This window comes from Vibrio sp. 10N.222.47.A9, from assembly GCF_963872585.1.
GTDB lineage: Bacteria > Pseudomonadota > Gammaproteobacteria > Enterobacterales > Vibrionaceae > Vibrio > Vibrio splendidus.
Genome location: NZ_CAWNBB010000031.1, coordinates 16,804 through 31,724 on the forward strand (window position 1 = coordinate 16,804; position 14,921 = coordinate 31,724).

Below are 14,921 nucleotides of genomic sequence, written 5' to 3' on the forward strand. Positions count from 1 at the left end.
ATGGTTGAATTGATGAACGCTCGTAGCCGCTTCTTGCATGAAGAGTCTAACTTTTTTGACGGCTTCCTGACCAAAGAAGGCCTTATCGAAGAAGACCGTTTTGCGCCAATGTTTGGTATTTATGGCATGGCGGAAGCAGTCAACATCTTGATGGAGAAAGAGCGCCAAGCAGGGCGCTATGGTCACGATGAACAGGCGAATCAACTCGGTCACCGTATCTCTGAAAAGCTAGCTGAGATTGTTGAAAGATCTGAAGTGAAATATGGGCTGGAAGGTAAGGCTCTGTTGCACGCTCAAGGTGGTATTAGTTTAGATGAAGATGTGACTCCAGGTGTCCGTATTCCTTATGGCACTGAACCGGATCCAGTATCTTACGTTCGTGCTACCGCGGGTCATCATAAGTTCTACACCTCGGGTATCAGTGACATTCTGACCATCGACGAAACAGTGAAATCAAATCCTGAAGCGATGTTTAACCTGTGTAAAGGCGCGATTCAGGCGGGTTACCGTGAGTTCACGGCTAACGTTGCATCAAACGATTTGGTTCGTGTAACGGGTTACATGATCAAACTGTCTGATATTGCGAGATACGATGAGCAAGGCTCACGCACCAATACCACCTTCTTAGGTGCTGAAGCTGCGAAGAACACGGGCATATTAGAGCGTAAACCACGCGTGGCGAGCTTAGAGATGTCGCCGACATACGAATAGCTTTAACGTGCGTGCGTTATGTGTGTGATGCGTTTCGAATACGAACAATGTGAATTATGAAAATTTCTGATCTAACAACTCAAATGGCTAGGGTTAAAAATAATAAGACAGAAAAACAAGCGAAGGTCAGCCGTGTGCTGACCTTTTCTTGTGTTGACGGCCCGGGAAACCGCTTGGTGCTGTTTCTTCAGGGCTGCAATTTTGACTGCATTACTTGTCACAACCCACACACAATTAACCACTGTAACCATTGTGGAGACTGCGTTAGCGGCTGTCCAAGCAGTGCTTTAAGCATGATTGATGGCAAAGTGAATTGGGACCCGGCAGCCTGTACCAATTGCGATCAGTGTATTGATGTCTGCGATCATAAGTCAAGCCCGAAAATCAACACAATGGCAGTCTCTGAGGTACTTGAACTCGTCAGGCATAACCAATTTTTCTTAAGCGGAATCACTATCTCAGGTGGCGAGGCGACCATGCAGTTGCCGTTTATCATTGAGCTATTTCAAGCGATTAAAAGTGATCCGCAGCTAGCGCACCTTACGTGCTTTATTGATAGTAATGGTTCGCTGCCACTGCAAGGCTGGGACAAGGTGTTGCCTTATCTTGATGGCGCGATGATTGACCTAAAATCATGGCAATCGGAAACACATCAATGGTTAGTGGGCAGGGGAAATCATCGGGTGTTTGAAACCATCAATTATCTTGCAGGCAAAGGAAAGCTGCATGAAGTTAGGTTGCTGCATATTCCGAATAAAAGCGATCTTGAAGATGAAGTTGAACAAGTGGGGCGATACTTGAAGGTGCTACCAAGTGATGTTCGTATTCGGCTGAATGCGTTTCAACATCATGGTGTGATTGGTGAAGCGTTAGATTGGCCTAAATGCACCGAACAACAGATGCAGAGCTTTCACGATAAGCTCTACACGATCGTTCAAAGGGCAATGCAAACGCCCGAGGTTTATACCTAATATTTTCGGTCATCAATGACGAAAAGAGTTAGGCTTCTAAAAACAAGTCACACAACCACTTGATCGCTTGATCATTCATGTTGGGCTTGTTCCATACCAAGCTATACGCCACCTTACCGTAATCAAAAGGCAAGGGCTTGCTCACTAAGCCCTGAGCTTGCTTAGCATGTTCAGCCCACTGTTTAGAGCAAGTGAACAGGAAAGGTGTGTGGTGACACAGTACAGCCGCTGCACCGAAGTCCGCGACCGATATTGCCATATCTCTTGGCTTATGACATTGAACTAAGTTTTGCTCAAAGTAAGGCTGAGACAGTTCGTTATCTAAAATCCCAATGTGCTTGTAATCTAAGTAGCCTTCAATTGTCAGTTCTTGCTGTGCAAGAGGGTGGTCTGCGCCCATCAAACAAACCATTTCGTCTGGAAGAATTGTTTCCCAAACCAGCTCCTTATTATCGGTCGGTGGCTGGGAAATATCATGGGGCAATAAGATCAAGTTGATCTTACCGCTGAGCAAAGCATCAAAACCCAGCTGTTGCTTTGAATAGATGTTGAGTTTGGCTTTTGGTGCGAGTTCAGTGGTAATTTTGCTGAGCTTTGATGCGAATACTTCAAAGGTACTTTCGCGCATCGAAAGTGAAAAGCTGCCTTGGTATTCTTGAGGGGTAAAACTCTTCTGATGAAGCAGTCCGTTCATGCTTGAAAGAATCGCATGAACAGTCGGAGCTACCTGCAAGGCAAATGGCGTCGGGATCAGCTTGGTGCCATCTCGATAGAACAGTTCGTCATTAAGTATGTCACGTAGTTGAGACAAGGTTTTGCTCACACTCGAAGGGCTTACACAAAGTTGTTCTGAGGTTTGAGTAACGCTGTGGGTGTTCAGCATAATATGAAGCGCAGTGAGGTGCTTAAGGCTCACTCTAGATAAGTGTAAGTAATCCATTTATGACTCATACATTGAGAATGGCTTGATATTTGGCGCAACACATAAAACAACAAGCCAATCTGACAAAGGTTATTAACGAGCTAGTTTATGGTGCGCTCGTGAAAAGTGGCCAGCACAAAACGCACCGACAATCGACAGTTCACCCGCCAAACACAGTGCAGCACAAACTTCAGCGAGTGCTTGTGATTTACCGTTGCCATGAAGCCCAAGCAAGTCCAAACATGCTTTTTGACTTGGCAAGCCGGTACCACCGCCAACAGTTCCTAGCATTAAGTTAGGCAGTGTGACGCTCGCGTATAAACCACCTTCTTTATTGAGTTCCATGCGAGTCATACCAATCGCTGACTCAGCAACACAGGCAGCGTCTTGTCCGCAAGCAATGTAGAGTGCAGCAAGTGCATTTGCATAATGAGCATTAATACCAATCGTGCCGCTCAAAGCACCACCGACGGTGGTCATTTGTCCGAACTGCACCATTTTCTCTGGTGTAGTGTGGAGGTACTTAGCGACAAGCTCGGCAGAGATATTAACCTCGGCTGTGACCTTTTTACCACGAACGCTGCGCAAGGTTTGAGTATTGGCTTTTTTATCGCCTGACAAGTTGCCATCTAGGAAAGCATGATCGGGCTTAACCGGCGTATTTTCTATGATGTACTCAAAGACTGCATTGGTGGCGATGGTCACCATGTTCTGGCCAGAAGCGTCCCCGGTTAGAAACTCAAACACCAAATAAACATGGTTACCTTCGATGTTGATATTGATGTCGGTCAGCTTGCCGTGTGATGTTGTTGATTCAGCCAAGGTTTTAAATTGGTCATACTGGGTCACAGCCCAAGCCACAAACTGTCCGGCTTCAACTAATCCTTGGAATGCGAAACCAGGAGTACGTGTGACACCTTCATTGAGCAACATTGCACTTGCGCCACCACAGGCCGTAATCAGCTTAGAACCACGATTGTAAGACGCAACAAGCGCAGCTTCTGTGGTTGCGAGTGGTACGAGGTAATCGCCCGTAGCAAATAGGCCATTGACTCTTAAAGGGCCAGATATTCCCACAGGGACTTTAACGGTGCCAATAAAGTGCTCAATGTTTTTCTCATAAGCTTGGATCTGACTTTGTGTGTGAGGGTCGAGAAGCTCTTGTTGAGAATCTGAATTGTCGAGAGCTGTCCAGCGACGTGCTAGATTTTTTTCTGTCAGATAGGGGCTAGGAGTCAGCTTATTTACTGGCTTTTCAAAATGAGGCTGAAGCTTTTTTTCTAATGCGTCTGCGGAGATGTCGCCTCCTAAAATAGAAACATAGTCACGGCGATGCAGATTTAGTTTTGGCATAAATAGTATGAAGTAAAGTTTGTGCAGCAAAATTGGTTTGCGCTGATTCTACCGAGTAATAAACCAGAAACAAGCGCCTGATATAATGAGTTACAGTTTGTATGGGTTTAGCAGCAATTTGTTCGCCTAAGCAAGACAACTTCGTCAAAAAATGCTCACTATGAGATTGAACTAGATATGGATATCGAGAAGGCTGCCGATGGCTTCGTTTTGACGATCAATCACACTCGCACCAACGCGGTTATAACTTGCGCTTTGAGTCAGTTTGATGAGTGCATCCGTTGAGGATGAAGATGGTTCCGGTTCTTTTTCTTTAAACGAAATGGATTGTTCAGGTTCTATTTGGTTAAAGCTGAAATCGCTGGTTTGGAAAGCGTCATCGGATTCTAGAGAGTGTTTGGAGGCTTGGTTGAGCTCGATTGCGGCTTCTTCAGCCATGTTGGTTGACTGCTGAATAATGGCGTAACCAGATTGAATACCAGATATCGACATAACAGAACCTTTTATTGACGTATTGAATGAGTCTAGGCGGACGATATTTTGAGCGCAATGGTGAAGAGGTGAAATTTACGGTGAAACGGTGAACTTAAGCTAAAATAGTGACGTCTGTCTATTAATTAAACAGGTCATTCAGTGCGTTTAACTCTTCATCAGTCAGTAGAGAAGGCTGGTCCGTTTCAAGGTTGCCGTCGATTTCACCTTGAAGTGCTTTCAATTGCTGTGGGCTAAGAAGCTGTATTTGCTGCTTAAATACTTCAAATTGCTGTGTATTCATAATGTGACCTTTGTTCAAATCCATATGCTCTATAGAGCATAGCCTACTGATTCAGGAAATCAAACAAGATTAAGTGAATATTAAATGAAGTTTGAAGTTTCCTAAAACTAAGACAACTATAAATTTCTGTGGTCGTTTTTTGTCCGAGAAATGTTAGGCAAAGTTATGGTTGGGTCAATCAAAGTCAGAGAATTCCTACAATGTAAAAATCCCCGCATCCCTTGTGGTGCAAGGGTAGGCAAGTAATTGCTCTACCCAATTGGGGGTATAGATAGAGCAATGTATAAAAACATTTAATGATCAAAAGGTGAGCGGTTTGCGGTATCTTTTTGTTTTTACAGTATTTTGTTTGTTGCTCAAGAAGCTTCTGTTTCAAACGGCTTATCTATCTTTACCTTAACCGCAAACTTGGTCGCTAAGGTATGCAATTCTGGAAGCATTCGATAGATCAAATGCAGCTGTTGTAGAACCATTCTGACAGAACTCTCGTCCTCTTCTCGCCACTCACTCAGACGTTTATCCAGTTCAGGGTCGTAAGCGTTTTTTACTTCACACTGTTCTTGGTGGGAGTAGAGCTGATCATTTAGAGCGTCGAGATGTTCGTGTATTACTCTGTGTGCATCCAGTACCAGTTTATGTGTTGCTTCATCATCGATACGTGTTCTGTGAGCACCTAAAGCAGAGATATAACTGAGTAGTGCATGATTAAGTGTTAGGAATCTAAAACTCTCATCTTCAGAGGTCCGGTACTTGCCTGGTTCAACCAGCATGCTACTGATGGCCGCAGTCAGGTTGGCATCGTTATTGTGTGCACTGCGGCGCGCAATGCGGTAATTAAGGGTGTCTTTTTTACCTACACGATACTGGCCAATGATCTGAGCGAGATAGTTCTTATTGGAATCGAGCGCATCTGCCATTACTTTGTGCAATCGCTTTGATTGCCAATCAGGCAACACGTAAATGACAGCAAGTACGGCGAGGGCACAACCGATAAAGGTATCCGCTAGTCTTGGCAATACCACCGCGTAGCCTTCCCCTAATTGGTTAAAGCAGAAGAGTACAAGCAGTGTGATAAAGCCGGTCGCGAACCCGTAGTTATTGATTCTGAATGCAAAGAACATCACACCACTGATCACAATGAAAACTAACTGGCTCTCTTGAGACGGGAAGAAGGTCAGTAGTGGTACGCCAATCAACAAGCCTGCGACGGTGCCAATGACACGAGCCGTCAGCTTTTGTCGTGTTGCACTGTAGTTTGGCTGGCATACAAACAGTGTCGTCAGCAAAATCCAATAGCCACGCTCTATGTCAAAACCTTGAATGATCCCGTAGCCGAGCGTCAATGTGATTGCCATACGAATCGCATGACGAAACAGCATCGAGTCGGTATTCAGGTTGGCTTTGATCTTGTGCCACATTGCCGTCAAAGTATGAGGGTTGGTATCGTCCAATACGTCTTCTTCCAACTTTTCCGCATCCGGGTTACTGATATTCGAGAGCTGCTTTTCGACGGTAGCTAGGTTATTGAATAAGTAATCCAATTGGTTGAGCAGTGATTTCCACTCGGGCTTGTTCTGTTGGTTAAGATGGTTAAGCGAAGACATTAACTCATCAAGTGCTAATACAGACTTATCGCCATGTTGGTATTCAGCTCCGACTTTCAATGAGCTCGCCACTTCTTTACAGGCTGTGGCTTGGGCTTCGAGTAGATACTTGAATCGAAACAACACATCAGAGCGTTCAAAGTGCTTTGCCAGCTCTTGATAGCGGTAGTGGGTAGAGCTCACGCGTTCATGAATGTCTTGTGCGATGAAATAGGTGTTTAGGAATCGGTCACTCGGACCATCAATGTGCCCGCGCTTAGATCGGTTAAGCAGTGTTGCTTTACACATGTTGAGTGCATTAACGGTACTGGCGTTTAACTTAGCTTCAATAATGCGATGTGGTTGAGGGATAAGGTCAGATACAGGGTAGAAGAGTTCCGCTTTTGAGCCGATGTAATTGCCGATTTGATCGAATACCGTCGCTAGGTTTTGCTGTACGGGCTGCATCGGCCAAACAATCTGCCAAATCATCGACATGAAGTAGTACCAAGCGGCGCCGGTTAAAAGTAGAAGCGGTTGAAACCAAAGGTTGGTGCTCTCATGGGCACCGAGCATGGTATAGATAGCAACAAGCAGCGAACCAAACGCGATACTGGCGTATTTAGGGCCAATTGCACCGAGTATAATAAAAGAGAAGGTTGAAACGAAAAGCCCTATCGCGAACAGCCAAGGTGTATCGAACAGGATCTCAATAGAGAAAGCGGCTACAGCGAAACAGATAAAGGTCAATGTGAGTGCTTTGAGACGGCCAGTAAAACTGTCATCACTTTCAGCAAGAGCCGCAGCAATAACACCTAAGATCAAAGGTGTGATGAGTGTGTTTTGTCCATAATACCAAGCAGGAACCACAACCCCGAGTAGAGTGATGAGAATTAATACGCTGTAATTTATGGTTTTATTCGCCCAATAGAGGCGCAATTTGGCTGAGAAGTCCACAGTCGCTCACTTGACACACTAAAACCATAATCCTAACAGAAATCAAGCACAAGAATTTGATACTTATCCATAATTGCCCCTAGATGGTCATGAAAGCATCGATAAGATGTGAGACATTATTAATTCTCACAGCATCATGATATAAATTCAATATTCCCAATTAGAGAGCACACTCCAATGCAGCTAAGCGCTAACAAGACTGCACAGTTTTTTATTCAAAATGAATATCATCAAGTCGAACTTGATGGTCCACGCCTGCTGTTATCTTCAGTAGGCAGTGAAGAGCGAATCCCGTTTACTATTTGGAGTGGCAAGATCGCGATAAAACGCGGATTGTTTTGGGGATCGTTACAGTTCTTTGCTAATCAACAAGATGGCAAACAGCGCAGCTGGTTAGTACAAGGCCTACCTTGGGAACAATGCCGTCAATTTGCACGCGCATCGGTTGCTGCTTATCAGAAGTGGCATGACACACAATGTGAACAATTGGCTGAACACGTTCCTCAATGGGAAGCTGAATTGACACGTCTTGAGCAACTTCCTGCTTTCCTAGCGCATTCTAAAGTTAAGACTTGGGTCGACATGGTTAACTCAAGTTTAGAAAACATGACGATGACTTTAGAAGAAGCGGCGCAGCGTATGCCAAACCGGATTGCTCGAATGCAGCCATGGTTGTCTGAGACGGAAATTAAGCAAGCCGAAAGAAATCAGCAGTGGTTAGAAACAGAAAGACAAAACTGGGAAGTATTGTTTGCTCAATGTGAATCGTCACCACTCAATTTATCTCAGCAATATGCGGTGTTGATGAATGATGATCACAACCTTATTTTAGCGGGCGCTGGCTCGGGTAAAACCAGTGTTCTTACAGCTCGCGTCGCGTACTTACTGCAAAGCCATCAAGCTCAAGCTGAAGAGCTGTTATTGCTCGCATTTGGTCGCGAAGCAGCGGAAGAGATGAAACAGCGCCTTAACAGCAAAATTGGTTTATCAGCAGAGAAGGTGCAAGTGAGTACTTTCCACCAGTTGGGTTTAAAGATCCTTAATCAGGTTGAACCTGAACGTGTGGTTATCTCTCCGTTAGCGCTCGATGACAATCAACGCCAAGCATGGTGTATTGATTGGTTGAAAAAGCACTGGATGACGCCGACCAACTTCAAACGTTGGCAAAAGCACCTGTCTAAGTGGCCAATCGCTTATTTAACAGGTGATGACGAACTTGGTAGCCATGTTTCAAACCTCAAGTTGATTGGTTGGCTTGAAAAGCAGCTTGAGCAGTTGAATGCATCGGGTTTATCGAAGAAAGAAGTGCAGCAGCAGCTGATTGATCATAGAGACTACACGCGTCTCAACAGCGAGCTTTCACTGTGTTGGCCATGCGTGACAGCATGGCAAAAAGAACTGAAAGAACAGAATCACATCGACTTCTCAATCATGATCAGCCGAGCAACTCAGTATGTCGAAAAGGGCAAGTTTATCTCGCCTTGGAAGTTCATCATGATCGATGAGTATCAAGACATCTCGCCAGATCGCCTTGCCTTGGTTGAGGCACTGTGTAATCAGTCGAAAGCGCAACACCAAGCTTCTATTTTTGCGGTAGGTGATGATTGGCAGTCGATTTACCAGTTTGCTGGCGCAGATGTGGATTTAACGACGGGCTTTAAGGATCGTTTCGAGAGCTCGACGATTCATCACCTAGATACGACTTACCGCTTTAACAATCAGTTAGGTGCTGTTGCCAATCGTTTTGTGCAGGAAAACCCGATTCAGATTCCGAAAGAACTGAACAGCTTCAAGCAACAGAAACAGAAGGCGGTGTACAGTGCACCAAGCAAAGAAGTTGAGAAAATCCTCGATCAATTAAACCGCCAATCTAAAGGCAAAACCAACAAGTCTGTGCTGCTACTTGGACGTAACCATTACCACAAACCAGAATTGCTAGAAGATTGGAAAAAAATCTTCACCTCCATTGATATCAAATTCATGACTTGCCACGGCAGTAAAGGTAAAGAGGCGGACTTTGTCATTATTCTTTGTGTTGACGAAGGACAGTTCCCGACCAAGAAGAAACAGCTGCATATTGATGGCGCATTGACCGAATCATCAGACGCGTTCCCTTATGCGGAAGAGCGTCGTTTATTTTACGTGGCAATGACGCGAGCGAAAGAGAAAGTATGGATCACGCACAGTGGCGACGGTTCTGGTTTTGTACAAGAACTGCATGGCTCTGATTACCCTGTCGTTCGTAAAAAGTGATGTTACTTGGGGAAATTGTCTAAGATTAGATCTTCAAGCACGCTCTCTATGCTCATTAGGGCGTAAGCTATTATCATTAGCGTGCTACCTATTCTAATTAGGACGTAAGCTATTATCATTAGGAAAAAAGCATAAAGCAGAAGGAATCCGCTATGGAACACGGCTCTATTAACTACATTGAATTTGCTGCGAAAGACATCGCTGCAACTAAGGCGTTTTTCAGCCAAGTGTTTGGTTGGAGCTTTGAAGACTATGGCCCTGAGTATTCTGCTTTTGAAGGTAAAGGCTTAATGGGTGGGTTCTATTTGGCGGATCTGGCGTCGAATACGGATAATGGCGCGGCGCTGATGGTTTTCTATAGCGAAGATCTTGAGCAAACCGAGCGTGACGTGCTTGATGCTGGTGGCGAGGTAAATCGTGAGATCTTTAGTTTCCCCGGTGGTAGACGTTTCCATTTTAGAGAGCCAAGTGGCAACGAAATGGCAGTGTGGAGTGATAAGTAGAGAGATTCACTACACTGTTTATGATTGAATTGTTTAATATCTGAAAACGAGACATAAAAAAGCCTGCGATAAAATGCAGGCTTTTTAGTCTGTTCAGTAGAGAGCACATATAACGTGCGATTACGTGCGCTCTGCTAGGTACGCTTCGTAGTCTGGGATCTCAATGATCACTTCTTCTTCAAGCAGTGAAGAGTTAAATAGGAAGTTAGCGGTAGCACGGTTGGTTGCCACTGGAATGTTCCAAACACTTGCGATACGAAGCAGTGCTTTTACATCTGGATCATGTGGTACGGCATTCAGTGGATCCCAGAAGAAAATCATCATATCGATCTTGCCTTCAGAGATAAGCGCACCCAGTTGTTGGTCACCGCCCATTGGGCCGCTGATCATGCTCTTAATTGCTAGGCCTGTTTCTTTACTTAGTAGAGAACCCGTTGTGCCCGTTGCATAAAGGAAGTGCTTTTGTAGTTTTTCTTTGTTCTCTTTGACCCATCTAAGTAGCTCAGGTTTGAAATGGTCATGAGCGACCAAAGCGATATTCTTATGCGTTGGCATAGTACGCGTCGTTTTTTGCATGAATGTTCCCTAAATGATTGTTTCGTTTTTATTGTTTTGAGTTCTTCAGCCAATATAGCACTAAGGATTCACACTGAATACCGGACGAAACTCAGAAGGTGACAATGAGTCGGCGATAATTTGATCTTTGAGTGTTGCAGGTGTCAGTGCTTCAATCATGGGTGCACTGTGTTTTTCATAAGGTTGACCGCGTAAGTAACTGGTGGCTTGTTTTACCGATAAGCGACCTTGCTCAACCATTTTATCTGTTGGTGCAAAAAGCACCTTGTTACGAAGTAAGCCGCGGTAGGTTCCGTGACTTAGGTAACTTGAAATTAATCCAATTTCTTTGGTTTTACCGGCTGCTCTCAGCTCACTTATTGCAGCTTCAATCGCGACTGCGCTTCCGACAATATATTGAATCTCCGGCTGCTCGATGACTTGTTGTACCAAGTTTCTTTGCAGTTCTTTATCGTTGTCTGCCCAATAGCTTATCGCAATTTTGATATCGCTCGATTTGATTGCATCATAAAACCCAAGAGCTACAGGCTTAGTACCGCCACTTGATTGTGGGCCAAGTAACAAGGCGATAGGTGTTTCGCCTGATCCTTTCGGATGTCGTTTCGACAAAAACTCTCCGACTTGAAATCCCATTTGATACCAGTCGACACCGACCGTGCCTTTCAATACCTTCTGTTGTTCTTCATTGACGGTCAACTCATTGACAGTAGCAAACACAGGGGTAGAGCCAACCCAATCCGTAAGATTCTCATGGTAAGCATCGGGTGAAACTGTGCCTAAAATAATGGCGTCGGCTCCCCATTGTGTGCAAAGCACCAGCTGTGACGCTTGCTTACCAATGTTTGGGTATCCGCCGGCTTCTAATACTCTTAGCTCAACTTGCTGCTTTTCTGCTTCAGAGACCATGCCGTAGTTAACAGACAACCAGTAAGAATCCTTTAAGTGCGGATAAATGGCACAAATTTTCTCTTTATGTGATGTGGTTTCGGCAGGTTTTATTGGGCTCAAAGGCTCGCTAGCACTCGCGACAGAGGTTACTGTGGCCAGTAGTGAGAGAATGATTTTTGAAGCTAAAGGTCTAGATAGCATGAATTGCCGTTTTATTGGTTTTAGATAAGAAACACTGCAAAATATAGCGTATTCTGCATGGGTAAAGAAGAACGTTTTAAGGTTTAAAGTTTATGTTGTTAGCCTCAGCGAGTATTGGACGCAAGCTACTGGCCTCATTCTTAGTGATGGCACTGTTGGTTCTATTGTCTGCATTGATCGGTGTTTCTGGTTTTAGCTTTGTAGCAAAAACGGAAAGAAACGTCGTCGATTCAGCGCTTCCTGCCATGATCGAAGCTCGTCAAGTTTCTGAGTTGAGTAACCGTATTATTTCGTCGGTACAAACGCTTTCTAATGCGAGAAACGAGGCCGAACGAAAAGAGGCTGGCACTGTGTTGTTTGGCCAGCTTGAAGCACTTCTTCAGCATATCAAAGAGCTTGGTGTCGACAGTTTTGATTCCCAACTTCTCAATAAACTCGAAAACAATGTTCAAAGCGTTATTAACACACTGGCTGAACTGGGTGTCTCGGTCGAACGTAAGCTTTGGTTAAGCAAGGAATTGACGTCTCGTGTTGAAGAGATGCGCTTACTTGCCGAAGAGTTAGAACAGCTCACGCGAACTCAAGTACTGAATACTGCCACCATTGCGGTTGCTAACGTAACGCACATCTACGACCTGTTAGAAACCAAAGAAACCGATAGAGCCTACCAAGCCTTAGACGCACTTGTTGAAGTTGATCTTGATTTGTCTGAGCGTCTACACGAATTGCATTTGTTGGCGTTCAAGATGCTCAATCAAATTGAAGAAACGCAAACCGTCACCAACGTTGAACGTATTCATCAAATCCAGTCTGAATTCGAATCTAACCTAAGGATCATGGCGCGCCGCGTTAAAGCGGTCGAAGATCCGACTCGTTCAGCGCAGATGTCTCAGTTGCTTGAAGAGTTGAGAAAACGCCAGGTCGTGTTCGATATCTCGCTAGAACAATATGAGAACACCAAAAAGTCAGAGTTTCTGATGCAAAATACGTTGGAGCTGTTCTCTCAGCTGAATACAACGGTTAACCAACTGGTTGATGATTCAAACCGAAGCACAAAAAAAGCGGTTGATGAGCTAACGTCAACCTTGAACTTGGCTCAATGGTCGCTGTCTGTGATTTCGGTTATTGGTTTGGTTATCGTCGCATTTATCGTTTGGCGAGTGGTTTACATCTCGGTTGTTAAACGCCTTACTGAATACTCATCTGCCTTGATGTCTATCGCACAAGGTCGCCTGAATATTGATATCTCGGTTAAGGGTAATGATGAGTTGGCTCATATGGGCGAGGCAATCATCACCGCCAGAAACACAGCGCAAGCACTACAAGTGGTCGCGGTTGGCGAAGCTAAGGCAAAGCGTGAGCTCGAAGAGCACAAAGAGCACTTAGAAGAGTTGGTCACAGACCGAACCTATCAGCTGCAAAAGACCAATGAGAAGTTGAATGTCGAGGTGGGTAACCACGCTAAAGCTCGCAATGCGGCAGAACAAGCAAGCCGTGCCAAGTCTGCTTTCTTAGCGACGATGAGCCATGAAATACGAACGCCTATGAATGGCGTATTAGGTACGGCTCGATTGCTTAAAGATACCGGTTTAGACCCGCTGCAATCAGGCTATGCGGACATCATTAACCGCAGTGGTAAGAATCTACTCGCTATTTTGAATGACGTGCTGGACTATTCAAAGATAGAAGCGGGACATCTTGAAATACGCGCGGCTTCTTTCGACCTTTACCAGATGGTTCAAGATACCTATCAGTTAATGGAAGGGCGCGCCGCTGAGAAGAAGCTTAACTTTGATTTTCATATTGAAAGTGACGTTCAACGCTATTGGCGTGGTGACGTAACGCGAATCAGCCAAATATTGAATAACTTGGTCGGTAACGCGATTAAGTTTACGGAAAGTGGCTCGGTCGATATCTTTATCAGTTTAGATATCGAAGATGAAAATAGAGTGATGTTTGAAGTGTCAGATACCGGTGTCGGTATTGATGCAAGTGAACAGGCGTGTTTGTTTGATGCCTTTACCCAAACCGATAGCGGCCGCAACAAAACCGGTGGCACAGGGCTTGGATTAGCGATCAGTAAAAGCATCATGTTGGCAATGAATGGGGATATTGGCGTTCATTCCGAAGAAGGCGAGGGCAGTCAGTTTTGGTTCTCATTGCCACTTGAAGTAGGTGAGAAAATTGAAACGAAAGCAACGGTCATTGAAGCTTGTATCCGAGCGAAGGTACTTCTGATTGAAGACAACCCTGTGAACTGTATTGTTGCCGAAGGCTTTTTGAATAACTTAGGCCACGATGTTGTGATAGCGACAACCGGACAAGAAGCGAGAGCCATATTCAGTGAGCAAGAGTTTGATATTGCGCTGGTGGATATCAACTTACCGGACTGCGATGGCGTCGAGCTAATTCAACAGCTCAAAGACGATGCGCTTCAGCATGAGAATGAAGAAAACGTAACACGCAAAGTACCCCCAATGATCGCAGTCTCGGCTCACGTGTTTAACGAAGAAGTGGAAAGTTACTTGTCGTCTGGCTTTGATGGTTTCTTGCCTAAGCCGCTAGAAAAAGAGGCACTTTCTCAGCTCATTGTTGCTCAACTCGATGGTAAAACACTATTGTTGCCACAACCCGACCCAAACGATGCTGTTTGTAAGCAAAATGGTAACCGTGTGATTAAGGGTAACAGTGATGAATGCTCGACACAGATGGTAGATGTTTTAGCCAAGTACACGACGACAACTGATTCCCAAGATCAAGGAGACACTCCAGTGAAACTGATTGATTCCAAAGTGATAGAGGGTGACCTATCGATCCTTGGATTGGATAAAATGAAACAGATCGTTGTGCTGTTCGAGGAGAGCAGTAACCTTACCTTGAATGAATTAGTCGAGGCAAGCGAAGCCGATAACGGACGAGAAGTGAAGTCTTTGGCGCACAAGCTCAAAGGATCGGCGGGCAGTTTGGGTTTATTAGCACTGTACAATTTGTGTCAGAGCATAGAAGTAAGCGAAGAACCATTATTGCAGTACCGAGATAGCGATCACGCTTTATCTGAATTGGTTAAAGACTCGTTAGAGGCGCTACTAACTTATGTTTCCGCTTAATGACGTGAGCTTGCTTTAAACTTGATCTAATCAACAAGTCAAAAAAATCCTCTGAACGAATATTCGTCAGAGGATTTTTTATACCGCGCAAGTCAGCGTTCTTTATGAAAGGCTAACCATT

Annotated in this window: 12 protein-coding genes; 5 read left to right on the top strand and 7 right to left on the bottom strand. The window is 44.7% G+C overall.

Going from position 1 to position 14,921, the window contains the following annotated elements; all coding sequences use genetic code 11:
- Positions 1 to 711: glycyl radical enzyme domain-containing protein (locus tag AACT19_RS09295; RefSeq protein WP_242658936.1), on the top strand; the 711-nt coding region annotated here is incomplete at its 5' end.
- 56 nt (positions 712 to 767) lie between these two features.
- A complete protein-coding gene (locus tag AACT19_RS09300; protein ID WP_076646047.1) occupies positions 768 to 1,682 on the top strand; it encodes a YjjW family glycine radical enzyme activase in 915 nt (304 codons plus the stop codon).
- A gap of 28 nt (positions 1,683 to 1,710) precedes the next feature.
- Here the strand turns inward: AACT19_RS09300 and AACT19_RS09305 are convergent, their stop codons facing one another.
- From AACT19_RS09305 to yccS, 5 genes are all read right to left on the bottom strand, one after another.
- Positions 1,711 to 2,622: a LysR family transcriptional regulator gene (locus AACT19_RS09305; protein ID WP_029406309.1), complete on the bottom strand. Its 912-nt coding sequence runs from the start codon at positions 2,620 to 2,622 to the stop codon at positions 1,711 to 1,713.
- Between the two features lie 75 nt (positions 2,623 to 2,697).
- Positions 2,698 to 3,957, bottom strand: coding sequence for a hydroxymethylglutaryl-CoA reductase (locus AACT19_RS09310; protein ID WP_004730249.1), 1,260 nt, complete (start codon positions 3,955 to 3,957; stop codon positions 2,698 to 2,700).
- Positions 3,958 to 4,128: 171 nt separating this feature from the next.
- Positions 4,129 to 4,449, bottom strand: coding sequence for a hypothetical protein (locus AACT19_RS09315; RefSeq protein WP_004730251.1), 321 nt, complete (start codon positions 4,447 to 4,449; stop codon positions 4,129 to 4,131).
- A gap of 121 nt (positions 4,450 to 4,570) precedes the next feature.
- A complete protein-coding gene (locus AACT19_RS09320) occupies positions 4,571 to 4,756 on the bottom strand; it encodes a hypothetical protein (protein ID WP_004730253.1) in 186 nt (61 codons plus the stop codon).
- A gap of 332 nt (positions 4,757 to 5,088) precedes the next feature.
- On the bottom strand, positions 5,089 to 7,272 hold the full coding sequence (yccS, locus tag AACT19_RS09325) for a YccS family putative transporter (protein WP_004730255.1): 2,184 nt from the start codon (positions 7,270 to 7,272) through the stop codon (positions 5,089 to 5,091).
- Between the two features lie 177 nt (positions 7,273 to 7,449).
- Here yccS and helD point away from each other — a divergent pair, with 177 nt between their 5' ends.
- Together helD and AACT19_RS09335 are read left to right on the top strand one after the other, a co-directional pair.
- Positions 7,450 to 9,525, top strand: coding sequence for a DNA helicase IV (gene helD / locus AACT19_RS09330; RefSeq protein ID WP_076646048.1), 2,076 nt, complete (start codon positions 7,450 to 7,452; stop codon positions 9,523 to 9,525).
- 152 nt (positions 9,526 to 9,677) lie between these two features.
- Positions 9,678 to 10,028, top strand: coding sequence for a VOC family protein (locus AACT19_RS09335; protein ID WP_076646049.1), 351 nt, complete (start codon positions 9,678 to 9,680; stop codon positions 10,026 to 10,028).
- 120 nt (positions 10,029 to 10,148) lie between these two features.
- Here the strand turns inward: AACT19_RS09335 and AACT19_RS09340 are convergent, their stop codons facing one another.
- Positions 10,149 to 10,604: a methylglyoxal synthase gene (locus tag AACT19_RS09340; protein ID WP_009844869.1), complete on the bottom strand. Its 456-nt coding sequence runs from the start codon at positions 10,602 to 10,604 to the stop codon at positions 10,149 to 10,151.
- A 60-nt stretch (positions 10,605 to 10,664) separates the two neighbouring features.
- The gene (gene torT / locus AACT19_RS09345; protein ID WP_076646050.1) at positions 10,665 to 11,693 is read right to left on the bottom strand and encodes a TMAO reductase system periplasmic protein TorT; all 1,029 of its coding nucleotides are present in this window, start codon (positions 11,691 to 11,693) and stop codon (positions 10,665 to 10,667) included.
- Positions 11,694 to 11,785: 92 nt separating this feature from the next.
- On the opposite strand from torT, the gene torS reads away from it, so the two are divergent.
- Positions 11,786 to 14,800: a TMAO reductase system sensor histidine kinase/response regulator TorS gene (gene torS, locus AACT19_RS09350; protein ID WP_076646051.1), complete on the top strand. Its 3,015-nt coding sequence runs from the start codon at positions 11,786 to 11,788 to the stop codon at positions 14,798 to 14,800.
- Positions 14,801 to 14,921: the final 121 nt, after the last annotated feature.